General features: G+C 46.5%; 21 protein-coding genes and 1 pseudogene. 12 read left to right on the forward strand and 10 right to left on the reverse strand.

The window, feature by feature from the left end; translation table 11 throughout:
- Positions 1-23: 23 nt before the first annotated feature.
- From HUZ68_RS21860 to HUZ68_RS21875, 4 genes and pseudogenes are all read left to right on the forward strand, one after another.
- Entirely contained in the window at positions 24-1,025 is a 1,002-nt protein-coding gene (locus HUZ68_RS21860; RefSeq protein WP_000100270.1) for a permease, read from the forward strand.
- 578 nt (positions 1,026-1,603) lie between these two features.
- Positions 1,604-2,719: pseudogene (locus tag HUZ68_RS21865) on the forward strand (hypothetical protein).
- A 353-nt stretch (positions 2,720-3,072) separates the two neighbouring features.
- Complete coding sequence (slp, locus tag HUZ68_RS21870) at positions 3,073-3,639, forward strand: outer membrane lipoprotein Slp (protein WP_001057453.1); 567 nt, start codon at positions 3,073-3,075, stop codon at positions 3,637-3,639.
- Positions 3,640-3,794: 155 nt separating this feature from the next.
- Positions 3,795-4,325, forward strand: a complete 531-nt coding sequence (locus tag HUZ68_RS21875) for a helix-turn-helix transcriptional regulator (protein ID WP_000478621.1) — start codon at positions 3,795-3,797, stop codon at positions 4,323-4,325.
- Between the two features lie 41 nt (positions 4,326-4,366).
- Here HUZ68_RS21875 and HUZ68_RS21880 read toward each other — a convergent pair whose 3' ends face one another.
- The 3 genes from HUZ68_RS21880 to hdeA all read right to left on the reverse strand — a co-directional run bounded on the left by HUZ68_RS21880 (position 4,367) and on the right by hdeA (position 5,852).
- Positions 4,367-5,014 carry an MgtC/SapB family protein gene (locus HUZ68_RS21880; RefSeq protein ID WP_001296814.1) on the reverse strand — a complete coding sequence of 216 codons (648 nt, stop codon included), beginning with the start codon at positions 5,012-5,014 and terminating at the stop codon, positions 4,367-4,369.
- A 63-nt stretch (positions 5,015-5,077) separates the two neighbouring features.
- Positions 5,078-5,404, reverse strand: coding sequence for an acid-activated periplasmic chaperone HdeB (hdeB, locus tag HUZ68_RS21885; protein ID WP_001298717.1), 327 nt, complete (start codon positions 5,402-5,404; stop codon positions 5,078-5,080).
- A 115-nt stretch (positions 5,405-5,519) separates the two neighbouring features.
- Positions 5,520-5,852 carry an acid-activated periplasmic chaperone HdeA gene (gene hdeA, locus HUZ68_RS21890; RefSeq protein WP_000756550.1) on the reverse strand — a complete coding sequence of 111 codons (333 nt, stop codon included), beginning with the start codon at positions 5,850-5,852 and terminating at the stop codon, positions 5,520-5,522.
- Between the two features lie 254 nt (positions 5,853-6,106).
- Here hdeA and hdeD point away from each other — a divergent pair, with 254 nt between their 5' ends.
- Both hdeD and gadE read left to right on the forward strand, forming a co-directional pair.
- Positions 6,107-6,679 carry an acid-resistance protein HdeD gene (gene hdeD / locus HUZ68_RS21895; RefSeq protein ID WP_000965672.1) on the forward strand — a complete coding sequence of 191 codons (573 nt, stop codon included), beginning with the start codon at positions 6,107-6,109 and terminating at the stop codon, positions 6,677-6,679.
- A gap of 798 nt (positions 6,680-7,477) precedes the next feature.
- Positions 7,478-8,005, forward strand: a complete 528-nt coding sequence (gadE, locus tag HUZ68_RS21900) for an acid resistance transcriptional activator GadE (RefSeq protein WP_000576690.1) — start codon at positions 7,478-7,480, stop codon at positions 8,003-8,005.
- On the opposite strand, the gene HUZ68_RS21905 is transcribed toward gadE, so the two are convergent.
- Positions 8,006-8,284 (reverse strand): hypothetical protein, encoded by a 279-nt coding sequence (locus HUZ68_RS21905; RefSeq protein WP_001205333.1) that lies wholly within the window; start codon positions 8,282-8,284, stop codon positions 8,006-8,008.
- Between the two features lie 107 nt (positions 8,285-8,391).
- Here HUZ68_RS21905 and mdtE point away from each other — a divergent pair, with 107 nt between their 5' ends.
- Both mdtE and mdtF read left to right on the forward strand, forming a co-directional pair.
- Positions 8,392-9,501: a multidrug transporter subunit MdtE gene (mdtE, locus tag HUZ68_RS21910; protein WP_306308513.1), complete on the forward strand. Its 1,110-nt coding sequence runs from the start codon at positions 8,392-8,394 to the stop codon at positions 9,499-9,501.
- Between the two features lie 24 nt (positions 9,502-9,525).
- Entirely contained in the window at positions 9,526-12,639 is a 3,114-nt protein-coding gene (gene mdtF, locus HUZ68_RS21915; protein ID WP_000024892.1) for a multidrug efflux pump RND permease MdtF, read from the forward strand.
- Between the two features lie 362 nt (positions 12,640-13,001).
- Here the strand turns inward: mdtF and gadW are convergent, their stop codons facing one another.
- From gadW to ccp, 5 genes are all read right to left on the reverse strand, one after another.
- Positions 13,002-13,730, reverse strand: a complete 729-nt coding sequence (gadW, locus tag HUZ68_RS21920) for an acid resistance transcriptional activator GadW (protein WP_000149991.1) — start codon at positions 13,728-13,730, stop codon at positions 13,002-13,004.
- Between the two features lie 367 nt (positions 13,731-14,097).
- Complete coding sequence (gene gadX / locus HUZ68_RS21925) at positions 14,098-14,922, reverse strand: acid resistance transcriptional activator GadX (RefSeq protein ID WP_001191068.1); 825 nt, start codon at positions 14,920-14,922, stop codon at positions 14,098-14,100.
- A gap of 376 nt (positions 14,923-15,298) precedes the next feature.
- Positions 15,299-15,996 (reverse strand): IS1-like element IS1B family transposase gene (locus HUZ68_RS21930; protein WP_095033700.1). Its coding sequence is split into 2 segments (ribosomal slippage): positions 15,299-15,747 and positions 15,747-15,996, totalling 699 coding nucleotides; the frame shifts between segments, so codons are not numbered across the junction.
- A gap of 72 nt (positions 15,997-16,068) precedes the next feature.
- Positions 16,069-17,469: a glutamate decarboxylase gene (gad, locus tag HUZ68_RS21935; protein ID WP_000372240.1), complete on the reverse strand. Its 1,401-nt coding sequence runs from the start codon at positions 17,467-17,469 to the stop codon at positions 16,069-16,071.
- Positions 17,470-17,679: 210 nt separating this feature from the next.
- Complete coding sequence (gene ccp, locus HUZ68_RS21940) at positions 17,680-19,077, reverse strand: cytochrome c peroxidase (RefSeq protein ID WP_000784825.1); 1,398 nt, start codon at positions 19,075-19,077, stop codon at positions 17,680-17,682.
- A 404-nt stretch (positions 19,078-19,481) separates the two neighbouring features.
- Between ccp and HUZ68_RS21945 the strand changes: the two genes are divergently transcribed.
- Positions 19,482-21,131 (forward strand): alpha,alpha-trehalase, encoded by a 1,650-nt coding sequence (locus tag HUZ68_RS21945; protein WP_000934218.1) that lies wholly within the window; start codon positions 19,482-19,484, stop codon positions 21,129-21,131.
- 50 nt (positions 21,132-21,181) lie between these two features.
- On the opposite strand, the gene HUZ68_RS21950 is transcribed toward HUZ68_RS21945, so the two are convergent.
- A complete protein-coding gene (locus tag HUZ68_RS21950; protein WP_001167676.1) occupies positions 21,182-21,784 on the reverse strand; it encodes a helix-turn-helix transcriptional regulator in 603 nt (200 codons plus the stop codon).
- A gap of 519 nt (positions 21,785-22,303) precedes the next feature.
- On the opposite strand from HUZ68_RS21950, the gene HUZ68_RS21955 reads away from it, so the two are divergent.
- From HUZ68_RS21955 to HUZ68_RS21965, 3 genes are all read left to right on the forward strand, one after another.
- Positions 22,304-23,203, forward strand: coding sequence for a LysR family transcriptional regulator (locus HUZ68_RS21955; RefSeq protein WP_001307449.1), 900 nt, complete (start codon positions 22,304-22,306; stop codon positions 23,201-23,203).
- 48 nt (positions 23,204-23,251) lie between these two features.
- On the forward strand, positions 23,252-24,265 hold the full coding sequence (gene yhjD / locus HUZ68_RS21960) for an inner membrane protein YhjD (RefSeq protein WP_000191257.1): 1,014 nt from the start codon (positions 23,252-23,254) through the stop codon (positions 24,263-24,265).
- A gap of 410 nt (positions 24,266-24,675) precedes the next feature.
- Complete coding sequence (locus tag HUZ68_RS21965) at positions 24,676-25,998, forward strand: MFS transporter (RefSeq protein WP_001149003.1); 1,323 nt, start codon at positions 24,676-24,678, stop codon at positions 25,996-25,998.
- Positions 25,999-26,202 lie beyond the last annotated feature (204 nt).

Below are 26,202 nucleotides of genomic sequence, written 5' to 3' on the forward strand. Positions count from 1 at the left end.
AGATTTATCCAATGAGGTTACGTATGAGTAGTTGGCTTGCGATGCTGCAAGATGCCGCAGAGATGTTTGTGTTTCTCGCCGTCGAGCTTTCGTTGCTGTTTATAGTGATTAGTGCCGGTGTCAGCCTGATAAGACAAAAGGTGCCAGACCATAAAATCCAGCAGATGATGGGGGCCAGAAAAGGGAGAGGCTATCTCCTGGCTGCTCTGTTGGGAGCCGTTACCCCGTTCTGTAGTTGCTCGACAATACCCATGTTACGTGGATTGTTGTCAGCGAAAGCCGGGTTTGGTCCGACTCTCACTTTTTTATTTGTTTCACCATTACTTAATCCCATTATCGTCGGACTAATGTGGATGACCTTTGGTTGGAAAGTCACCTTGTTGTACGCGATTATCGCCGCCGGCGTCTCCGTTCTTGCCAGTATTATCCTAGATTCTCTGGGGTTTGAACGTCATATCATTGCCAGTAAAAGCTCATCAGCAAATTGTTGTGCTCTAGCAAAAACTTCGCCGGGAACGACATATACGCCCATAAAAGTGAGTTGTTGTAGTCCAGCGGCTAAAGCCATTGAGAACCCCGTAGTTACCTGTTGCAGTACCAAAGCTGTAGTAAGTATTAATCCCATAAAACTAGCCACCAAAGATGCGTTGCAACAGTTTAAAGATGTACTGCCATATCTTTTGTTAGGGGTATTAATAGGCTCTTTTATTTATGGCTTTATTCCCTCAGCGTGGATTGCCGCTCATGCAGGAGCAGATAATCCCTTCGCCATCCCATTAAGCGCCGTTGTCGGTATTCCGCTGTATATCCGGGCTGAGGCGGTTATCCCTCTGGCATCTGTTCTGATGACAAAAGGAATGGGTCTGGGAGCATTAATGGCATTAATCATCGGCAGTGCCGGCGCAAGCCTGACGGAAGTGATATTACTTAAATCAATGTTCAGAATGCCGATGATAGCTGCATTCCTGACGGTTATATTAGGTATGGCTATCTTGATGGGCTATTTGACTCAATTGCTATTTTAAATAGATGCCAGCAGTAAACTATAAGATGCATAGTTAGTGCCATATCCTTCTAAGTAGAAAATCATAGATAGGATAATCCTTAAAAATTACAAATGTTTTAACTAATGCATTGAGAATGATGACGGCTCGGTCAGTAAGTCATCAGCAGACAATAACCACGTAATCATGCTTCTCTGACATTTTATTGGAGAAGCAATGTCTCTTTGTCTCAGTACCATCCCCCCTTTTAAAGGGCAGATTTCAGTCGCCAATACAACACATTTTTAAATACACTTTAACCTGGTTCATTATTACACATCTAAAACATCACAAAAATATCACTTTACACACTATCGGAGAACATAATAACTTTTTAAAATGAGCGCTTTTTGATAGTTATTAACGTATTCTTTTACGATACTATCACTGCCCTTTTTTATACACAAATATTACCGGGTGGAGATAAAAGGGAAGTCAAAGGTAATTATATCAGGAAGATATGACGCATTATATTTATTGTGTGTAGAAGAAAATCCATTCCTGTTCTAATTATCCAATTTAAAAATCCTAGCATAAACAGATGATGAATAAGGAATGTTATGTCAATTGACTTTACCCCAGGTATAATAAATACATATAACGGTGACATTTATAACCGCACAACAAATACCGACGATGTTAAAACGCCAGACACACCGAAGTGGCCTTGTGATAATCGGGAAGAACAACACCCCATTAATTCCACATTCTCTGGAGAAGGATACAACCCTGAACAATTTGATTTAGCGCAACAACAACTCCAACAAATTAATGCATGCCACACGAACACCACATATACAAATGCAGACTACTCAAAAGTTGTGGTTCAACTTGTAAGTCTTATTAATAACATTGAAACGATAAGTTCGACACCACTTACGCAACAGACACAATCAATACTTAATCAGATTAATAACATTAGATATGAAAAAAACAAAAGTGCTGAATGTCGAATCATTGTTGTCGCTAATCCTAAACCCGACAAGGCAATCATAACTAAAATTAGCGTAGAAGAGGGAATACCCATAACATTCAGTGTCCAAACCATGTTTTCAGATACTAATTTTATTGCTGAACAACGAGCTGACTTACCAACTAATATAAAAGATATTCAAAGCCTGTATCAAAAAATGACGAAGTTATATATTGAGCACAGTGAAAATAAAAACAGGATGAAAGTCTTTGCCGGAACCAACTTTATTGATTTCAATATGACAGGACAGAACCTGTCCGGGTTCGTTCTAACCTTGTCAAGGTTTTATTTCGAAGATCTACTTAATATAAATTTCACTGACGCAAATTTAGGTGACACTATTTTTTACATAAAGAACACCCTACCCCCAAATTATATAAAGATGGACAATATCTTGACAAACAAATCGAAGGTTTATTTTCAACATTATTAACCATTAATGACAACTTTTTACGAGCAAAAGCGGAAATTGCTTCGACAATAATTAAATTTTTAGAGGCTAGGATAACCAATCTTTCATACAATGACATATTAACATATCAGCAAGAATTCCAAAAACAATGTTATAAGCAAGTTAAAGCCTTTGCGACACTCTCTCGATACAATAAAATTCAAACATGGGCAGAAATGTCTGAATATCAGTTCGAAGTATTTCAATACGAGACGCTTAACCCCAAAAAAATGTCACACACGCCTTATTTAAAGAGGCCACTTCCTAATGAAAAAGATATAAATTATGGGGTGGAAATAGAAATACCATCTGGCAAAAGAATTCGCTTATCAAATCATTATCAGAATATAATACCATAATATTGATTATTAGCACTTTATAATTATTGAATAAAAATAGATTTTATGTAATTTTAAAACAAAGGGTTATATTATTGGGCGATGGATACTCATACCACGCCCCAAAATAACGGAATTGAACTAAACAGAAGGGATATAAACATCAGACAGGTTTACGTTACTATCAGGCATATCACCTCAGAATCAGATGAAAACTATAAAGAAATATCTATTATGGTTTTAATATTTGTTGATAAGGATAGTAACATGAACATGACAAAAGGTGCACTCATCCTCAGCCTTTCATTTTTGCTTGCCGCATGTAGTTCAATTCCGCAAAATATCAAAGGCAATAACCAACCTGATATTCAAAAAAGTTTTGTTGCTGTTCATAACCAGCCGGGGTTATATGTTGGTCAACAAGCGCGCTTTGGTGGGAAGGTTATCAACGTTATCAATGGCAAAACGGATACGTTGTTAGAAATCGCTGTATTACCGTTGGATAGCTATGCGAAGCCTGATATTGAAGCCAACTATCAGGGCCGACTGCTCGCCAGACAAAGCGGCTTCCTTGATCCAGTGAACTATCGTAATCACTTTGTTACCATCCTCGGTACCATTCAGGGTGAACAACCAGGCTTTATCAATAAAGTCCCGTATAACTTCCTGGAAGTGAATATGCAGGGCATCCAGGTGTGGCATTTGAGAGAAGTGGTTAATACCACCTATAACCTGTGGGATTACGGCTATGGTGCATTCTGGCCGGAACCGGGCTGGGGTGCGCCTTACTACACCAATGCGGTGAGTCAGGTAACACCTGAGCTGGTCAAATAACACCACCGAAAGATGCAGATGCTTTCTCAGCATCTGCATCATGTATTACATAAAATTAATATACAGTAAGCTAACTATTATTATTATAAGCCCTGTCCTGTTAATTACCTTTGGCAAACTGATTATAAAGTTAATGTCCGCACCAGGAGTCGGTTATGTTTCTTATAATTACCAGGGATACGATGTTCTTCACCGCGATGAAAAACATTCTGAGTAAAGGTAATGTCGTTCATATACAGAACGAAGAAGAGATCGACGTAATGTTGCATCAGAATGCCTTCGTCATTATTGATACATTAATGAATAATGTATTTCATTCTAATTTTCTCACTCAAATTGAACGATTAAAACCTGTCCATGTGATTATTTTCTCCCCCTTTAATATTAAACGCTGTCTGGGGAAAGTACCGGTGACCTTTGTTCCGCGGACTATCACTATCATTGATTTTGTCGCACTCATCAATGGCAGTTACTGCTCTGTGCCTGAAGCGAATGTGTCACTTTCGCGCAAGCAACATCAGGTTCTGAGCTGCATTGCGAATCAAATGACAACGGAAGATATTCTGGAGAAACTGAAAATATCGCTAAAAACGTTCTACTGCCATAAACACAATATCATGATGATCCTCAATCTTAAGCGGATCAATGAGCTGGTACGCCATCAGCATATTGATTATCTGGTGTGAATTTCAGGCTTACGGTGAGTCTGGCTACGCTGCCACACAGATTAGCTAATTGAAACGCCTTTCACCCCTGCCATACCTTTTAATAATCGCAACAGGTCTTCTATCGACGTTGTGGCATGAAGCTGGATATCAATGGCGACCACTTCATGATCTTCATTTTCCTGCAACGAAACTAAATCCGTTTTTATTTTTTGCTGCTTAAACCAGTCGAGCATTGATACCGTATTACCGTTCACTAATGTCAGCTGTAAATGGTAATTTTTGTTCATCAGGCGGAAGGTTAATTGATGGAAGACTTCCAGCACCAACAAGGTCATCACTGAACCATAAATACCCAGTTCGTACATACCGCTGCCAATAACCATACCTATGGCGGCGGTCACCCAGATATCCGCTGCCGTCGTCAGACCTACAATATTTTGGTTACGAACGAGAATGTTACCTGCACCGATAAACCCGACGCCCGTCACCACCTGAGCAGCAATACGGCTGGGGTCGAGTCCGACGTGATCTAAAGACAGCACGTCAGCAAAACCATATTTCGAAACAATCATAAACAGGGCGCTTCCCATGCCAATTAATACATGTGTGCGTAACCCTGCTCCTTTGCCGCGCATTTGCCTTTCCATGCCAATAGCGCCACAGGCAATTGCCGCAAGTATAAGACGTATAATAAATTCTGCTGTCATATAAAAATGCAAAAAGGAGCAGCAAGATGGCTCAACTTGCTACTCCTTTTTACTTGTACCTCATTAATTCGGCAAGTCATTAGATGCTTGATTTTTGAAGGTATACAAATTTTTCTGCGGGTTTTTCTTACAGTATTCGATCACTTTAGGAATTTGAGTGAGATCGGTTTCATTTAAAGTAACGGTATCGCCACCTTTATATACTGTTTCTTCATGCAGCATCCACCATGCAACCGGGGTCATTGCTTTTGGATTCAGATCAATAAATTCCTGGCAGGTCATATCTTTAGCGGATTCATTGGCTGCCAGCGCAGATTGTGCGTTCACCAGTGACAAAGCCGCTACAGCGCCCATAAAAATAAACGCTTTACGGAGAGATGAAATATTCATTTTGTAACCCATTCAATATAGAGATTATATATGAACAGGAGGAATAGCTGCTTTTAAAGAAGATATTCCGGCCTGTTCAATATGCAAGGAAGTACGATGTAACGCATTCCCGGAATTACATATCTTTCTTAATTTTGTCCCATTCGCCTTTAACTTTATCTTTAAAGTTGGCTTGTTTATCCTGAGTACAAGCCTGAACGATAGCTGGGGTTACGGTTGCAATACCCTGAACATCTAAAACCGCATCTTCTGGTTTATCTTTGTTGTTCAGCGCTTCAGCAAAACCAACTGCAGTTGGCTGGAAGGATTCGTCCACAGCCAGGAAATCTTCACAGGTCCAGGAGTTGACCGGTTTTTTGTTATCAGCTGCTTTTTGCGCATCCGCTGCATTGCTTACAACTGGCAGAAGAAGCAGACCACCAAGAATAACGCCTAATACTTTTTTCATCGTAATATCCTCAACTATAAAGTGAAAGAGCCGTCACGAATCAATTTCGACACTGAGGTTATAACCTGGTTTTCTGTATATGTCATGTTGATAGAAAATATCAAAATCAGATATTTTTATTTCAATACAATGAGTTACAGATGCATCAGATACTGTAATTAGGAAATTTTTATTAAATCGACTGCATTCTTAGACGCGTTTTTGGCATAGATTGATAGCAGGGGATTTTCTTCTTAATTTTATAGGGTGGTTCTATGTTATATATAGATAAGGCAACAATTTTGAAGTTTGATCTGGAGATGCTTAAAAAACATCGCAGAGCAATCCAGTTTATTGCCGTGCTGTTGTTTATCGTCGGGTTGCTGTGTATCAGTTTCCCGTTCGTCTCTGGCGATATTTTAAGCACAGTAGTGGGTGCATTATTAATCTGCTCGGGCATTGCGCTTATTGTCGGGTTATTCAGCAACCGCAGTCATAATTTCTGGCCGGTATTATCCGGTTTCCTCGTCGCAGTCGCCTATTTATTGATCGGCTATTTCTTCATCCGCGCACCGGAGCTGGGCATTTTTGCCATTGCGGCATTTATTGCCGGTTTGTTCTGTGTTGCAGGGGTTATTCGCCTGATGAGTTGGTATCGTCAGCGTTCAATGAAAGGCAGCTGGCTACAGCTCGTTATTGGTGTGCTGGATATCGTCATTGCCTGGATATTCCTTGGTGCAACGCCGATGGTGTCTGTAACGCTGGTTTCCACACTGGTGGGAATTGAACTGATATTTAGCGCCGCCAGCCTGTTCAGCTTCGCCAGTTTGTTCGTTAAGCAGCAATAATTATCCCGGATGTCACCCGGATCATAGTCACTTGATGTGACTATGATCCGATTAATACTCTCACCGCTACGCAGCGTTGTAGATCAATTGCGCACTATCATTGAAATAATTACCTGCTAGTGATTATTTCAACCTACTGAATTTCATCTAATTTTTTTCACTCCATGGCAAATTAGCCATTTCAAACATTATCATGGCTGATATTTTCCGTAGTCAGGTTTAATGTTTTAAAAGTGCAGTGGGAAAGTGAACAAAGAGTTCCGTAAGCGTTGATGCTATGGGCGGTTAAATAAGTAATCCGGGTTCATTTTTTTGCAACTGGCATTGATTACATTGCATAAATATCCGTGTCTCCAGACGCTATATAAAAACCTGAAGACATGAATGCGTTATTTACTCAGGTAATTTCAATGCGTTAAAAGAAAGCTGGCAATCCAATTGCCAGCTTAAGTCGAAACAAGGAGACTCGATATTTAAATCGGATTACATTTTAACTTTAGTAATATTCTTCAGAGATCACAAACTGGTTATTGATAACTTATTCTTGGGCAGTAATCCGCAAACGTTAACTTTTTGTTTACTGTTTACAAACTGATAACAACCAGGAATCTTACTTAGGATCAATATATGGAGTGCGTGATGGATAAATCTGAAGTATTGATTAGTGTTAATAGACGTATTAGTTCACGAAGGGCAAAGTTCTTATAGGCGTTTACTATATTGAACAACGATTCGGACAAGGATGTAAATAATGAAAAGGATGACATGTTCGAAACGATAACGGCTAAGGAGCAAGTTATGATTTTTCTCATGACGAAAGATTCTTTTCTTTTACAGGGCTTTTGGCAGTTGAAAGATAATCACGAAATGATAAAAATCAATTCCCTGTCAGAGATCAAAAAAGTAGGCAATAAACCCTTCAAGGTTATCATTGATACCTATCACAATCATATCCTTGATGAAGAAGCGATTAAATTTCTGGAGAAATTAGATGCCGAGAGAATTATTGTTTTGGCACCTTATCACATCAGTAAACTAAAAGCTAAAGCGCCTATTTATTTTGTTAGCCGCAAAGAAAGTATCAAAAATCTTCTTGAGATTACTTATGGTAAACACTTGCCCCATAAGAATTCACAATTATGTTTTTCACATAATCAGTTCAAAATTATGCAACTGATTCTGAAAAATAAAAATGAAAGCAATATCACGTCGACGCTCAATATTTCGCAACAAACATTAAAGATTCAGAAATTCAACATTATGTACAAGCTGAAACTAAGACGTATGAGCGACATCGTCACCCTGGGTATCACATCTTATTTTTAGTCAGGACATAAGCAACTGAAATTGATGGCTGGCATGACGAGGGATGCAGATGCTGATTTCATTACCCCCGGTGATTACTAAAGGAGAGGCTAAAACGACTTTATTCCCCTGGTATGTGTATCCACCAGTAGAACCCTTCGTTGCCCGAATGCTGGCAGGAACTGTTGGCAGAACGGCAACATTTTTTTTGTCGTTGACCTCACCATGTCGATCACTATACCTGTATCCCACCTTACTGGCTGACAACCCCACTATGCCGCTGGTCTGTAAATCCCTCATATCTCTCCTCGCGCGCAATTTAAAGAACCGTTATTTCTCAAGAATTTTCAGGGACTAAAATGAACAGAAGAAGAAAGCTGTTAATACCGTTGTTATTCTGCGGCGCGATGCTCACCGCCTGCGATGACAAATCGGCGGAAAACGCCGCCGCCATGACGCCTGAGGTCGGTGTCGTCACACTCTCCCCCGGTTCGGTCAATGTGTTGAGCGAAATGCCCGGTAGAACCGTTCCTTATGAAGTTGCCGAGATACGTCCCCAGGTGGGCGGTATTATCATTAAACGCAACTTTATCGAAGGCGATAAAGTGAACCAGGGCGATTCGCTGTATCAGATTGATCCTGCACCTTTACAGGCCGAGCTAAACTCCGCCAAAGGCTCGCTGGCGAAAGCGCTCTCTACCGCCAGCAATGCCCGCATCACCTTTAACCGCCAGGCATCGTTGCTGAAGACCAACTACGTTAGCCGTCAGGATTACGACACCGCGCGCACCCAGTTGAATGAAGCAGAAGCCAATGTCACCGTCGCCAAAGCGGCTGTTGAACAGGCGACGATCAATCTGCAATACGCGAATGTCACCTCGCCGATTACGGGCGTCAGCGGGAAATCGTCGGTGACCGTCGGCGCACTCGTTACCGCTAATCAGGCAGATTCGCTGGTTACCGTACAACGTCTGGACCCGATTTATGTCGATCTCACGCAGTCGGTGCAAGATTTCTTACGCATGAAAGAAGAGGTCGCCAGTGGGCAAATCAAACAGGTTCAGGGCAGTACGCCAGTACAGCTCAATCTGGAAAATGGTAAACGCTACAGCCAGACCGGCACGCTGAAATTCTCCGACCCGACGGTGGATGAAACCACGGGCTCCGTGACGTTACGGGCGATTTTCCCCAACCCAAATGGTGACTTGCTGCCTGGCATGTACGTCACGGCATTAGTGGATGAAGGTAGCCGCCAGAATGTATTACTGGTGCCGCAGGAAGGCGTCACCCACAACGCCCAGGGTAAAGCAACGGCGCTCATTCTGGATAAAGACGATGTTGTGCAGCTACGCGAAATTGAAGCCAGCAAAGCCATCGGCGACCAGTGGGTTGTCACCTCTGGCTTGCAGGCTGGCGATCGGGTGATCGTTTCCGGTTTGCAACGCATTCGTCCGGGTATCAAAGCACGAGCAATTTCCTCCAGCCAGGAAAACGCCAGCACCGAATCGAAACAATAACGTTGCAGGCTTAAGGGGACTTTCATGGCTAACTATTTTATTGATCGCCCGGTTTTTGCCTGGGTACTTGCCATTATTATGATGCTTGCAGGTGGTCTGGCGATCATGAACTTACCGGTTGCGCAGTATCCGCAGATTGCGCCACCGACCATTACCGTCAGCGCTACCTATCCAGGTGCCGATGCGCAAACGGTAGAAGACTCGGTCACTCAGGTGATTGAGCAAAATATGAATGGGCTTGATGGCCTGATGTACATGTCTTCAACCAGTGATGCGGCGGGTAATGCCTCTATCACTCTGACCTTCGAGACTGGGACATCTCCTGATATCGCACAGGTTCAGGTGCAAAATAAACTGCAACTCGCTATGCCTTCATTACCTGAAGCGGTGCAGCAGCAGGGGATTAGCGTTGATAAGTCGAGCAGTAATATTCTGATGGTAGCGGCGTTTATTTCTGATAACGGCAGCCTCAACCAGTACGATATCGCGGACTATGTAGCGTCTAATATCAAAGACCCGCTAAGCCGTACCGCGGGCGTTGGTAGCGTACAGCTCTTTGGTTCCGAGTACGCCATGCGTATCTGGCTGGACCCGCAAAAACTCAATAAATACAATCTGGTACCTTCCGATGTTATTTCCCAGATTAAGGTGCAAAACAACCAGATTTCCGGTGGTCAACTGGGTGGCATGCCACAGGCGGCAGACCAGCAACTAAACGCCTCGATCATTGTGCAGACGCGTCTGCAAACGCCGGAAGAATTTGGCAAAATCCTGTTGAAAGTTCAGCAAGATGGTTCGCAAGTGCTGCTGCGTGATGTCGCCCGCGTCGAACTTGGAGCGGAAGATTATTCCACCGTGGCGCGCTATAACGGCAAACCTGCTGCCGGGATCGCCATCAAACTGGCTACCGGAGCAAACGCCCTGGATACCTCGCGGGCAGTCAAAGAGGAGCTGAACCGCTTATCAGCCTATTTCCCCGCAAGTCTGAAGACGGTTTATCCTTACGACACCACGCCGTTTATCGAAATTTCTATTCAGGAAGTTTTTAAAACACTGGTTGAGGCTATCATCCTCGTCTTCCTGGTCATGTATCTGTTTTTGCAGAATTTCCGTGCCACAATCATCCCGACGATTGCCGTACCGGTGGTTATTCTCGGGACGTTTGCGATCTTGTCGGCGGTCGGTTTCACCATCAACACGTTAACTATGTTCGGGATGGTGCTGGCGATAGGGCTACTGGTGGATGACGCCATCGTGGTGGTGGAGAACGTCGAGCGTGTCATTGCGGAAGATAAGCTACCACCGAAGGAAGCGACGCATAAATCGATGGGGCAGATCCAACGTGCGCTGGTCGGTATTGCTGTTGTTCTTTCCGCAGTGTTTATGCCGATGGCCTTTATGAGCGGCGCAACCGGGGAGATCTACCGCCAGTTCTCCATCACGCTGATCTCCTCCATGCTGCTTTCAGTATTTGTGGCAATGAGCCTGACCCCTGCCCTGTGCGCCACCATTCTGAAAGCCGCGCCGGAAGGCGGTCACAAACCTAACGCCCTGTTCGCACGCTTCAACACGCTGTTTGAAAAATCAACTCAGCACTATACCGATAGCACCCGCTCGCTGTTGCGTTGTACCGGTCGCTACATGGTGGTCTACCTGCTGATTTGCGCCGGGATGGCGGTGCTGTTCCTGCGTACACCGACCTCTTTCTTACCAGAAGAGGATCAGGGGGTATTTATGACCACCGCGCAGTTACCTTCCGGTGCCACCATGGTTAACACCACGAAAGTGCTGCAACAGGTGACGGATTATTATCTTACAAAAGAGAAAGATAATGTTCAGTCGGTGTTTACCGTTGGCGGCTTTGGCTTCAGCGGCCAGGGGCAAAACAACGGCCTGGCGTTTATCAGTCTCAAGCCGTGGTCTGAACGTGTCGGTGAGGAAAACTCGGTTACCGCGATCATTCAGCGGGCAATGATTGCGTTAAGCAGTATCAATAAAGCCGTCGTCTTCCCGTTCAACTTACCCGCGGTGGCTGAACTGGGTACCGCGTCAGGTTTTGATATGGAACTGCTGGACAACGGTAACCTGGGGCACGAAAAACTAACCCAGGCACGAAACGAGCTGTTATCACTGGCAGCGCAATCGCCTGACCAGGTCACCGGGGTACGCCCGAACGGCCTGGAAGATACGCCGATGTTCAAAGTGAACGTCAACGCCGCGAAAGCTGAGGCAATGGGTGTGGCGCTGTCTGATATCAACCAGACAATTTCCACCGCCTTCGGCAGCAGCTACGTGAACGACTTCCTCAACCAGGGGCGGGTGAAAAAAGTGTATGTCCAGGCAGGCACGCCGTTCCGTATGTTGCCGGATAACATCAACCAATGGTATGTACGCAACGCCTCTGGCACGATGGCACCGCTTTCTGCCTACTCGTCTACCGAATGGACCTATGGTTCACCGCGATTGGAACGCTACAACGGCATCCCGTCAATGGAGATTTTAGGTGAAGCGGCGGCCGGGAAAAGTACCGGTGACGCTATGAAATTTATGGCAGACCTGGTCGCTAAACTTCCGGCAGGCGTCGGCTACTCATGGACCGGACTGTCGTATCAGGAAGCGTTATCCTCAAACCAGGCTCCTGCACTGTATGCCATTTCACTGGTCGTGGTGTTCCTCGCCCTCGCCGCACTCTATGAGAGCTGGTCAATTCCGTTCTCGGTGATGTTGGTTGTTCCGTTAGGCGTCGTTGGCGCATTACTGGCCACCGATCTGCGCGGCTTAAGTAATGACGTCTACTTCCAGGTTGGTTTGCTGACCACCATCGGGCTTTCCGCCAAGAACGCCATCCTGATTGTCGAATTTGCCGTTGAGATGATGCAGAAAGAAGGGAAAACGCCGATAGAGGCAATCATCGAAGCGGCGCGGATGCGTTTACGCCCAATCCTGATGACCTCTCTGGCCTTTATTCTCGGCGTGCTGCCGCTGGTTATCAGTCATGGTGCCGGTTCTGGCGCGCAAAACGCGGTAGGTACCGGCGTGATGGGCGGGATGTTTGCCGCAACAGTGCTGGCAATTTACTTCGTTCCGGTCTTTTTCGTTGTAGTGGAACATCTCTTTGCCCGCTTTAAAAAAGCGTAACGTGTAAATGAGAGTAAGGTTGAACGTGAAGGTTCAGCCTTACTCTTTCCTGCTAACCATTCACCACTCAACAACCAGCTAACCGTCAGGAATACCAGGCTTAGTACACAGCACTGAAAGTAGAAACCACTCCAGCCATTCGTCATCAATTTGAACAGCACAATACTGACCCACATTCCCGTAATCGTATGAATTGTCAGCTTAATAATCCCAAACATGCCGAGTCTTTTCCTCCTGAAAATACCTATACCGCCTGGCAAACTGCGAAAGAGAACTAGCCGGTAGCCCGGCAGAAATCATCAGGGAAGAGTTTCACATGAAGCAGGTGTGAGATCCTGACCAATATTCAAATGCAAAATATGTCAGGAAAAGGTACCTGGCGAATGTTGCGCAAACTGATGTGGCGTTACACCATAATATTGTCGAAATGTGTTTATAAAGTACGACGTACTGCTATAGCCACATTTTTCTGCAATAGTATGCAGAGGAATTTGACGTAACTCGAGTAATCGTCTGGCCATCGACATCCTGGAAGCGAGTAATATTTTACTGAAACAGGTATTTTCATCCTGCAACTTTTTTTTGATGAGACTCTCGCTGGTATACATTCTTTCCGCGATATCACGCAGATACCAACGTTTGGCGATATCAAAGCTAATAAGGCGTTCAACTTTTCCTGAAACAGTGCTGATGCTATTGAAAAGTAAGGGGATCAGTTCTTTCTTATGAGAAAACATCGATAAACAGGAAAGGTAGAGCATATTGCTCAGTATCGGTGAATTTACCCCGGATTCATTGAAGCTATCAAAAATCGCCGTCACCAGCGGCATGGGGGGTGACTGGTTAATTAATAGACGGTCTTTGCTATGTAACCCTAAATTGCGTGGTAGCTGACGAATATTTTGTAAGTAATGGCAAACTGTCAGCTCATCGATATCCAGTCGTCGCGTATCCGGTGAACAAAACGCAAAATCGTCTGCCAAATTTTTCTCCAGCAGCACGATACTCTCGTTATGCAGCGATATTTTATGCTGTTCATGATAAATATCGAATGAACGACGAATGAGGATCACCGAGCAGACATGAGTCATGATTATCCCTTATATTTCATACTGCGATTATTTCAATTTCAGTATACTAATGAAATGTTGCCAGACTGTTTCTTAGCGCAAAAACTGCCAGATTTGGTAGGACCAAAATTTATCCACAAAGTAGTTTTGCATAACAGTTAATTGATAATAAGTAAATGCAGCACGAATATATTTTCGCACAGCGTATAGCTTATGTTTATAAAAAAATGGCTGATCTTATTTCCAGTAAAAGTTATATTTAACTTACTGAGAGCACAAAGTTTCCCGTGCCAACAGGGAGTGTTATAACGGTTTATTAGTCTGGAGACGGCAGACTATCCTCTTCCCGGTCCCCTATGCCGGGTTTTTTTTATGTCTGAGTAAAATTCTATAATCTTATTCCTTCCGCAGAACGGTCAGTGCCGTAAAAATTTCCTTGCGCAACAATACTTGCCGCCGAGTCACGGTTCGGCAATCCCTGCGCCGATCGCTCCTGATACTCTGTGGGCGTCATCCCATAATAATTTCGAAAGACGTAAATGAAATACGACACGCTGTGATATCCACAGGACACTGCGACTCGCTTAATTGAAAAGCCATGTATAACAATAAGTTGCAAAGCACGTTGCATTCTACACTCAGTAAGCAACTGTGAATATGATGTCTCTTCTTCGCGCAATTTTTTCTTTAACAGGCTTGGACTCATCAACAGCTCGCTGGCGATTCGAGCTAGTGTCCACTCATGGGCGATATTATTATTGATAACCGTACAAACTCGTGTTCGCATGTTCGGTTGCAAAACGTTCAAAAGCAGCGGTATAAAGTGCTCATCCTCAAGAAAAACAGATAACAACGCAAAGATTAATGCTCTTTTACGTAGCATTTCTGCATAGCGAAGATTCTTATTCTGCGATAGTTGCGCAACTTCCTGAAAAACAGGAATATCTCTGCTACAGTGATGAACGAGTAATGAAGAAATTTTTTTATGTGCATGAAGATTTAATGCCTCCTCCTTGAGCATCGGCAGAAATAATGAAAGCGTATCCCTTGATACTAATACAAAATTTTCAACACACTTATCTACTCGAATTTGGCTTGCATCCGCAAAAACCAGGTCACCGCCATTAAAATAGCGATATTCACCATTAACCATGGTGAGAATATATTTATGTCTTGCGTACGCAATTAGACAATTCCCATGTAATGATTGCATAGTTGACTTAATATTACATAAACATATTACTGTTAATTAATGTAGCACGCCGCCCTCTTAAGTCAAATTGATTGATAAATAAATTTAAACGAAGCGGGAGAACAGGATGATAATGTGTGATGTTCTACGGGCAGGATGACTGGATTTATAATACAAAAACGTGTTTAAGAACGCAGTGAAATTAATAGCAAGCAAATAATCCCTTTTCGTGACATTAAAGGCAATCGCTACATTTAATAAACATTCATATAACATATATCTTATCAACACGATGAATAGACAGCCAATATATTATTGCGATTAATAAGCAACCGAATGCCCAGCTGTTTTTTTAAAGGCTGGGCATTCGGTTTTTACAACGGGTAATGACTCCAACTTATTGATAGTGTTTTATGTTCAGATAATGCCCGATGACTTTGTCATGCAGCTCCACCGATTTTGAGAACGACAGCGACTTCCGTCCCAGCCGTGCCAGGTGCTGCCTCAGATTCAGGTTATGCCGCTCAATTCGCTGCGTATATCGCTTGCTGATTACGTGCAGCTTTCCCTTCAGGCGGGATTCATACAGCGGCCAGCCATCCGTCATCCATATCACCACGTCAAAGGGTGACAGCAGGCTCATAAGACGCCCCAGCGTCGCCATAGTGCGTTCACCGAATACGTGCGCAACAACCGTCTTCCGGAGCCTGTCATACGCGTAAAACAGCCAGCGCTGGCGCGATTTAGCCCCGACGTATCCCCACTGTTCGTCCATTTCCGCGCAGACGATGACGTCACTGCCCGGCTGTATGCGCGAGGTTACCGACTGCGGCCTGAGTTTTTTAAATGGCGGAAAATCGTGTTGAGGCCAACGCCCATAATGCGGGCGGTTGCCCGGCATCCAACGCCATTCATGGCCATATCAATGATTTTCTGGTGCGTACCGGGTTGAGAAGCGGTGTAAGTGAACTGCAGTTGCCATGTTTTACGGCAGTGAGAGCAGAGATAGCGCTGATGTCCGGCGGTGCTTTTGCCGTTACGCACCACCCCGTCAGTAGCTGAACAGGAGGGACAGCTGATAGAAACAGAAGCCACTGGAGCACCTCAAAAACACCATCATACACTAAATCAGTAAGTTGGCAGCATCACCTTTACAACGTTATGTTATCAGGTGTGTTTAAAGCTGTTCTGCTGGGCAATACCCTGCAGTTTCGGGTGATCGCTGAGATATTTCAGGGAGGCTTTGTAGTCTTCCAGCAACAGTTCAGCAAAGTCCATTTCGAAGCCGCGACGACACATAATGCGCATCACCACGATGTCGGTGGCTTCACCGCCGAGAGTGAAGGCCGGAACCTGCCAGCCGCGCAGACGCAGACGTTCAGAGAGGTCGTACAGGGTGTATCCCGGATCTTCACCATCTTTCAGTTTGAAGCAAACCGCCGGGATGCCTTCGTCCGGGCGACCCGTACAGATGAACTCATACGGCCCCAGTTTGGCGATTTCATCCGCCAGATAAGCGGCAACCTGGTAAGAGGCGTTCTGTACTTTGGTATAGCCTTCACGACCGAGGCGCAGGAATTCATAGTACTGTGCAATTACCTGACCCGCCGGGCGGGAGAAGTTGATGGCAAAAGTACCAATTTGACCACCCAGGTAGTCAACGTTGAACACCAGTTCCTGCGGCAGCGCTTCTTCGTCACGCCAGATAACCCAGCCGCAGCCCAGCGGAGCCAGACCGAATTTATGGCCTGAAGCACTGATCGATTTCACACGCGGCAGGCGGAAGTCCCAGACGATATCCGGGGCGACGAACGGTGCCAGGAAGCCACCGCTGGCAGCGTCGATGTGCATGTCGATGTCGATACCAGTGTCGGCCTGGAATTTATCCAGCGCATCGTGCAGCGGTTGTGGGAACTCATAGTTACCGGTGTAGGTCACGCCGAAAGTCGGCACCACGCCGATGGTGTTTTCGTCACAGGCTTCAATCATGCGTTTCGGGTCCATAAACAACTGACCGGGGCGCATAGGGATCTCACGCAGCTCCACATCCCAGTAGCGGGCGAATTTATGCCAGCAGATTTGTACCGGACCGCACACCAGGTTTGGTTTATCCGTTGGTTTGCCTGCAGCTTCCATACGCTTGCGCCAACGCCATTTCATCGCCATCCCGCCAAGCATACAGGCCTCGGAAGAACCAATGGTGTTGGTGCCAACGGCCTGACCATTTTTCGGCGCAGGCGCATGCCACAGATCGGCAACCATATTTACGCAACGCAGGTCGATGGCTGCGGATTGCGGATATTCTTCTTTGTCGATCCAGTTTTTATTGATCGACAAATCCATCAATTTATGGACGTTTTCGTCGTCCCAGGTCTGGCAGAAAGTGGCCAGGTTCTGACGAGCGTTGCCATCAAGATATAATTCATCATTGATAATCTGGAATGCGACATCATCGCGCATTTCGTGCAGCGGAAATCGTTTTGACTCCGCGATAGTAGAAATGGCCTTTGCGCCAAAACGTGAATCGAGTAGTTCTGAGCGGAAATCCGTTAACAGCTTCTGGTCCATTTCGAACTCCTTAAATTTATTTGAAGGCAATAAAAAAGTAGGATTTATCCGCAATGGAAGCAAGGCATTACAGGCTTAATTTAAATAACAAAATCCTAAGCAGAAAAACGACTTTTTATAATATAAACATTTAACATGATAATATTAAAAACAGACTTTATTATCGTAATAAAAATCGCCCAAACATTCCTGTTCGGGCGATCAAATTAATTATTGTTTATCCTGCATATACGGCGTGTACACCCCGTTCAGACTGTGCAGGAAAGCTACGATATCATCCACATCCTCCTGCGGCAGCTCTTTGCCTACCTGATAGCGCAGCATCAGTTTCACCGCCCCGTCCAGCGTCGGCACGTCACCGCGATGGAAGTACGGTGCCGTTAAAGCAACGTTACGTAAACCGGGTACTTTCTGACGCAATTTATCACGCTCTTCTTTAGTCACATTCATACGACCAATATCCGCCGCCGTAATTTCCCCAAAGTTAAAGTCTTTTTTCAGCCCCAACGGTTCAAAGGAACGTCCACCGAGAATAATACCACCATGACAAGTTGCACATTTATTATCTTTAAATAATTGATAGCCTTTTTTCTGTTGCGCCGTCAGCGCATTTTCATCTCCACGCAACCATTTATCAAATGGGGAATCCGGCGTAATTAATGTTTTCTCAAATTCAGCAATGGCATCAGTAATATTTTCGCCACTGAAACCTTGCGGATAGACGCCGAGGAACTGCGCTTTAAGCTGCGGATCTTTTTCCAGCTTAGCAATAATTTCGTCCCAGGATTTCGACGCCATTTCAATCGGGTTCAACGGCGGTCCACCAGCCTGATCCTGCAATGTTGCCGCACGACCATCCCAGAACTGCTCAACGTTAAATACTGAGTTAAATACCGTCGGCGCGTTAATCGGCCCAACTGCGCCACCAACACCAATCGATGTTTTTCTGCCATCGACGCCCCCCGCATTCAACGCATGGCAATGAGCGCATGAAATGGTGCTATCAGCCGATAAACGGGGATCGTGATACAGCGCAAAGCCCAACGCCACTTTTTGCGCATCGGTAGGCAATTTTTGCGGGATGGGCTGCACCGGTTCATTGCGATGCTCCGGAGCAGTATCATTGCTGGCGTAATATTCCGCGCGCTGTTTTGCAATCCAGGCCAGTATTTCCGCCCGCTCTTCATCACTCACCTTACCCGCCCAGTGTAGCGCGGTATAACGCGTTGGTGGCATAGTTTCATACTGCATCACCCATTCAATCTTATTCAGATCGCTTTGCGAAACGGGTTTATCAGCCAGCAGTGCCGCACGCACGGCCTCGAGGTTAAAAGATTTATATCCAAGCTTAATGTCGTAATCCATCAACTGTTTCGCGCCAGGAATATAATAATAGGCGGGTAATTCTGCCGAAGGCGTGTGGCAATAGTCGCATCCTTTTTCGCGGAGAAAGCCTAAAACCTTATTATTTTCACTGACAGCAGATGCCTGAACATCGGCCTGTTTACTGCGTTTATTATCGTGGTACCACACATAACCAGATAACCCTAAATAGCAAATCGCGACGCCAGCCAGGCCGATCGCGGTAATACGTGAGACCATTTTCATTATTCTTCCCTCACGGTGGTGAGTTATTGTGACCCAGAAAATTTTCCAGAATGCTGCAAACGTCTCTGCGAGACAAAGCCATCATAAAAAACAGTGAGATACGCTTTTTGATAGGAATCAATCAATTACATGAATATAAACTATCAATAAGATAGCCTGTGCCTATTACCCAGATCAGGAATGGCATATCATGATTGCGGCGAGAGCAGGATTGAATGTTCTGAAAATGAAAAACAACACGAAATCCGTATTTTTATAAATTCCATGGATATTAGTGCGTTATATTTTTTGACAGGTTAATAAACGTGATCCACCGCACGCTTTGTCGCCCACCAGGCGGAGCGAATGACTACCCTTAAAGAAAAGCCCGATAATTAGCGACGAATTTCGGAGGTTGGATCCTTATGCTCAATCAGAAAATTCAAAACCCTAATCCAGACGAACTGATGATCGAAGTCGATCTCTGCTATGAGCTGGACCCGTATGAATTAAAACTGGATGAGATGATCGAGGCAGAACCGGAACCCGAGATGATTGAAGGGCTGCCCGCCTCTGATGCGCTGACGCCTGCCGATCGCTATCTCGAACTGTTCGAGCATGTTCAGTCGGCGAAAATTTTCCCCGACAGTAAAACCTTTCCCGACTGCGCACCCAAAATGGACCCGCTGGATATTTTAATCCGCTACCGTAAAGTGCGCCGTCATCGTGATTTTGACTTGCGCAAGTTTGTTGAAAATCACTTCTGGCTGCCGGAGGTCTACTCCAGCGAGTATGTATCGGACCCGCAAAATTCCCTGAAAGAGCATATCGACCAGCTGTGGCCGGTGCTAACCCGCGAACCACAGGATCACATTCCGTGGTCTTCTCTGCTGGCGCTACCGCAGTCATATATTGTCCCGGGCGGCCGTTTTAGCGAAACCTACTATTGGGATTCCTATTTCACCATGCTGGGGCTGGCGGAAAGTGGTCGGGAAGATTTGCTGAAATGCATGGCCGATAACTTCGCCTGGATGATCGAAAACTATGGTCACATCCCCAACGGCAACCGCACCTATTATTTGAGCCGATCGCAACCACCGGTTTTTGCGCTGATGGTGGAGTTGTTTGAAGAAGATGGTGTACGCGGTGCGCGCCGCTATCTCGACCACCTTAAAATGGAATATGCCTTCTGGATGGACGGTGCAGAATCGTTGATCCCTAATCAGGCCTATCGCCATGTTGTGCGGATGCCGGACGGATCGCTGCTCAACCGTTATTGGGACGATCGCGACACGCCGCGTGACGAATCCTGGCTTGAGGACGTTGAAACCGCGAAACATTCTGGTCGCCCGCCCAACGAGGTGTACCGCGATTTACGCGCGGGAGCGGCCTCAGGTTGGGATTACTCTTCCCGTTGGCTGCGTGATACTGGTCGTCTGGCGAGCATTCGTACCACCCAGTTCATCCCCATCGATCTGAATGCCTTCCTGTTTAAACTGGAGAGCGCCATCGCCAACATCTCGGCGCTGAAAGGCGAGAAAGAGACAGAAGCGCTGTTCCGCCAGAAGGCCAGTGCCCGTCGCGATGCGGTAAACCGTTACCTCTGGGATGATGAAAACGGCATCTACCGCGATTACGACTGGCGACGCGAACAACTGGCGCTGTTTTCCGCTGCCGCCATTGTGCCGCTCTATGTCGGCATGGCGAACCATGAACAGGCCGATCGTCTGGCAAACGCCGTACGCAGCCGGTTACTGACACCTGGCGGGATTCTGGCAAGCGAGTACGAAACCGGTGAACAGTGGGATAAACCCAATGGCTGGGCACCGTTACAATGGATGGCAATTCAGGGATTTAAAATGTATGGCGATGACCTTCTGGGTGATGAAATCGCGCGCAGCTGGCTGAAAACGGTGAATCAGTTCTATCTGGAACAGCACAAAATGATCGAGAAATACCATATTGCCGATGGTGTTCCCCGCGAAGGCGGCGGTGGCGAGTATCCGTTGCAGGATGGGTTTGGCTGGACTAACGGTGTGGTACGCCGTTTAATTGGTTTGTACGGCGAACCATAATATTTTTACAGCCAGCCGCTAACTTCCTGCTGGCTGTAAAATTATCCTCTTCAGGAGGAGATATTTAACATCATTGCCGCCTGGGTGCGATTTTTCACTTCCAGACGGCGATACAGGGATTCCAGATGCGCTTTTACCGTTCCGGTACTGATATTCAGCGCTCTGCCGATCTCCTTATTTGATTCGCCCGCCGCTAACATGGTTAAAATCTCCCGCTGGCGGGCGCTTAACGATTTGAGATCTTTAATGTCCTTTTCCGGCGTCGTCCGCCAGTCTCCAGGCAGAAACATCATCCCCATCGCCGCACTATTTACCGCCAACGCAAATGTCTCGACGGTTGAATCACGAGGCACAATGGCCAGCACATTAAAATGAATAACTTCCTGTAACCACCGTTTATTGCAATCCGTCGCCGTGATTAACACCTTAACCTCAGGAAACTGCACCACGGTTTTTTGCAGCAACCAGTAGCAAAACTCACCATCCTGATCGCCATCGAGCATAACTAAGGCTTCAGGGTAACTTTCCAGCTTTTGCCATAACTCGTCTGCCTGACTGGCCCCCTGAATACTCACTCCTGGAATACGCTGCTGTAAACTGATTTTCATTCCATGAATAAATATTGACTGCCTGTCAAACATGACTATTTGCATAACTGAATCTCCACCTGAATACGTTAAAAAGACTTAAGTAGTGGAAGGGTATTACCCGCGAGAAAAAATAAGAATTCGCCATTTGGCGGTGGCCATTCTACAGAGATGACGCGTAGAAAATAGTTACCGATATAAATAGTTACAGCTAAACGCCTGAAATTACATGTCGAGGGCACTATTTAAAACAATTTTGAGGATTTCCTTATATTGGTGGTTAGTACGCATGCAATTAAAAATGAAACTCCGCGACCACAAGCAAAAATAACAAACGGCAATGAGACAAAAATAAGCACAAATAGCCAACACGTCCTCTATTCACTTTAAAGGGAATCGCTGAAAAATACGCTCTGTTTAGGGGGATTCACCTTTCTCAGAAAGCTATTCCGCCCTTTTCCTGCTGAGAAATCGCCACATTCGTCATGACAACATTGTGAAACCCGGCATTAGATGTTAGAAAAAACAATAAACAATGCGATATGCGCGTTACTGTTTCGCTGTGAACAACAATCGGTCAAAGAAATGGATAAAATTCACGCAATGCAGTTGTTCATCAAAGTCGCGGAGCTGGAAAGTTTTTCCCGCGCGGCGGATTTCTTTGCTTTGCCAAAAGGAAGTGTTTCGCGCCAGATACAGGCACTGGAACATCAACTTGGCACCCAGCTTCTCCAGCGCACCACGCGACGGGTCAAACTCACGCCAGAAGGCATGACCTATTATCAACGAGCAAAAGATGTGTTGAGTAATCTCAGCGAACTGGACGGTCTGTTTCAACAGGATGCCACCAGTATCAGCGGTAAATTACGCATCGACATCCCGCCAGGAATCGCGAAAAGCCTGTTACTGCCGCGCCTGTCGGAATTTCTCTATCTGCATCCGGGAATTGAGCTGGAACTGAGTAGCCATGACCGTCCGGTAGATATTCTTCATGATGGTTTTGATTGCGTGATACGCACTGGCGCGTTACCGGAAGATGGCGTTATCGCCCGTCCCCTCGGCAAACTGACCATGGTCAACTGTGCCAGTCCGCACTATCTGACGCGCTTTGGTTATCCGCAAAGCCCCGATGATCTGACTTCACACGCAATAGTGCGTTATACACCGCACCTGGGTGTACATCCGTTAGGTTTTGAGGTTGCCAGCGTTAATGGCGTCCAGTGGTTTAAGTCTGGCGGCATGTTGACGGTAAACAGTAGCGAAAACTATCTCGCCGCCGGTCTTGCCGGTCTGGGGATTATTCAGATCCCGCGCATTGCCGTGCGCGAAGCCCTGCGTGCCGGGCGGCTTATTGAAGTGTTGCCAGGCTACCGTGCCGAGCCGCTCTCCCTTTCGCTGGTTTACCCGCAGCGTCGGGAGCTTTCCCGGCGTGTAAACCTGTTTATGCAGTGGCTGGCTGGCGTAATGAAAGAGCACCTGGACTGACCGACTATACTTTTTAAGAATGACCACGACAGAAGGACAAAAGAGCGGATGACGCAGGAAAACGAGATCAAACGTCCCACCCAGGATCTGGAGCACGAGCCGATTAAGCAGTTGGATAATAGCGAGAAAGGCGGCAAAGTTAGCCAGGCGCTGGAAACCGTCACCACCACTGCCGAAAAAGTCCAACGCCAACCGGTTATTGCGCACCTGATTCGTGCGACAGAACGCTTTAATGATCGGCTGGGTAACCAGTTTGGTGCGGCTATCACCTATTTCTCATTTTTGTCGATGATCCCGATTTTGATGGTGTCGTTTGCCGCAGGGGGCTTTGTGCTGGCCTCCCATCCCATGTTGCTACAGGATATCTTCGACAAAATTCTGCAAAACATCAGCGATCCGACGCTAGCCGCCACGTTGAAAAACACCATCAACACCGCCGTTCAGCAGCGTACGACTGTAGGGCTTGTCGGCCTGGCGGTGGCGCTTTATTCCGGCATCAACTGGATGGGTAACCTGCGTGAAGCGATTCGCGCCCAGTCGCGCGATGTCTGGGAACGCTCGCCGCAAGATCAGGAGAAGTTCTGGGTAAAATATCTGCGTGATTTTATTTCACTGATTGGTTTGTTAATTGCGCTGATTGTGACGCTGTCGATCACCTCGGTTGCCGGTTCGGCGCAGCAAATGATTATTAGCGCCCTGCACCTGAACAGCATTGAGTGGCTGAAACCGACGTGGCGGTTGATTGGCCTGGCGATTTCCATCTTCGCCAACTATCTGCTTTTCTTCTGGATCTTCTGGCGGTTGCCGCGCCACCGTCCGCGCAAAAAAGCCCTGATTCGCGGAACATTTCTGGCTGCTATTGGTTTTGAAGTGATTAAAATCGTGATGACCTACACCTTGCCATCGCTGATGAAATCCCCCTCTGGCGCAGCATTTGGTTCCGTGCTGGGGCTGATGGCATTTTTCTACTTCTTCGCCCGTTTGACGCTGTTTTGCGCGGCGTGGATTGCCACCGCCGAATATAAAGACGACCCGCGAATGCCAGGGAAAACGCAGCCTTAAAATAGGCCGGATGCGGCGTAAACGCCTTATCCGGCATACGATTTTATTCGGCCTGGCTCCCCGTAGGCCGGATAAGATGCGCCAGCATCGCATCCGGCTATAATGCGCACATAACCTCTTGAAACTCTTCCCCAGAGCCTCTTCAGCCATCTATTTGGGAGCAAACAATTTCATTCCAACTCATAACCCCAGCATATAAATCCAGTTGGTAACTTTTATTTAACCTGAAACCAGTTTTATCCACTATTTATAAAATTATGTGAAGCATTTCATAGAAGAAAAATCACTGGCCTAAACATTATCCCCTTTTTGCCTGGTTTTTGACCATTTCCGCGATTTGTTACACATTGAAATATCACTTTTGCTGTGCGTAATATGGCTATTCGTTAGCCAAAAAATAAGAAAAGATTATGCAAGCAACAGCCACAACACTCGACCACGAGCAAGAATACACGCCAATCAACTCGCGTAATAAAGTCCTTGTCGCCTCTCTCATTGGCACGGCCATTGAGTTCTTCGACTTTTACATTTACGCCACTGCGGCCGTTATTGTGTTTCCGCATATCTTCTTCCCGCAGGGCGATCCAACGGCAGCAACGCTACAGTCGCTCGCCACCTTCGCCATCGCCTTCGTCGCGCGCCCCATTGGCTCTGCCGTTTTTGGTCATTTTGGCGATCGCGTTGGGCGTAAAGCGACGCTGGTCGCCTCGTTGCTAACGATGGGGATTTCGACCGTGGTGATTGGTCTGCTGCCGGGCTATGCCACGATTGGTATTTTCGCCCCGCTGCTGCTGGCGCTGGCTCGATTTGGTCAGGGTCTGGGCTTAGGCGGTGAATGGGGCGGCGCGGCGCTGCTGGCGACTGAAAACGCCCCACCGCGCAAACGTGCACTGTATGGCTCCTTCCCACAGCTGGGCGCACCGATTGGCTTCTTCTTTGCCAACGGCACTTTCTTGCTGCTTTCCTGGCTACTGACCGATGAGCAGTTTATGAGCTGGGGCTGGCGTGTGCCATTTATCTTCTCGGCGGTGCTGGTCATTATCGGCCTGTATGTTCGCGTGTCGCTGCATGAGTCGCCGGTGTTTGAGAAAGTCGCTAAAGCGAAAAAACAGGTGAAGATCCCGCTGGGTACGCTGCTGACCAAACATGTTCGCGTAACCGTACTGGGTACGTTCATCATGCTGGCAACATATACGCTGTTTTACATCATGACGGTCTACTCTATGACCTTCAGTACCGCCGCCGCGCCAGTTGGGCTTGGCCTGCCACGTAACGAAGTGTTGTGGATGCTGATGATGGCAGTTATTGGTTTTGGCGTGATGGTGCCAGTCGCCGGATTACTGGCTGATGCCTTTGGTCGCCGTAAAAGCATGGTAATTATCACCACGCTGATCATCCTGTTCGCGCTGTTCGCCTTTAACCCGCTGCTCGGTTCTGGCAACCCGATTCTGGTTTTTGCCTTCCTGCTGCTGGGGTTAAGTCTGATGGGGCTGACTTTCGGGCCGATGGGCGCGCTGTTACCAGAGCTGTTCCCAACAGAAGTGCGTTACACCGGAGCATCGTTCTCTTACAACGTAGCGTCGATTCTCGGGGCTTCCGTTGCGCCGTATATCGCAGCCTGGTTGCAGACTAACTACGGGTTAGGTGCGGTGGGGTTATATCTGGCGGCGATGGCTGGCTTGACGTTAATCGCCCTGCTGCTGACCCATGAGACGCGACATCAGTCGTTGTAAGTATCGTGTGGGCAGCCACCCTCACCCCAGCCCTCTCCCTGAAAGGGAGAGGGAGAAAAGCGGAGCGAGATGTTATATCGCGAACATAACAGCCCTCCCCCAGAAAGTGAACGGAAAAGCGGTACTCGTTGTTTCAACACGCACAAAACAGTCCCCTCGCCCCTTTGGGGAGAGGGTTAGGGTGAGGGGAACACGCTGCTCCCG

Origin of the sequence: Shigella dysenteriae (genome assembly GCF_022354085.1) — a bacterium.
GTDB lineage: Bacteria > Pseudomonadota > Gammaproteobacteria > Enterobacterales > Enterobacteriaceae > Escherichia > Escherichia coli.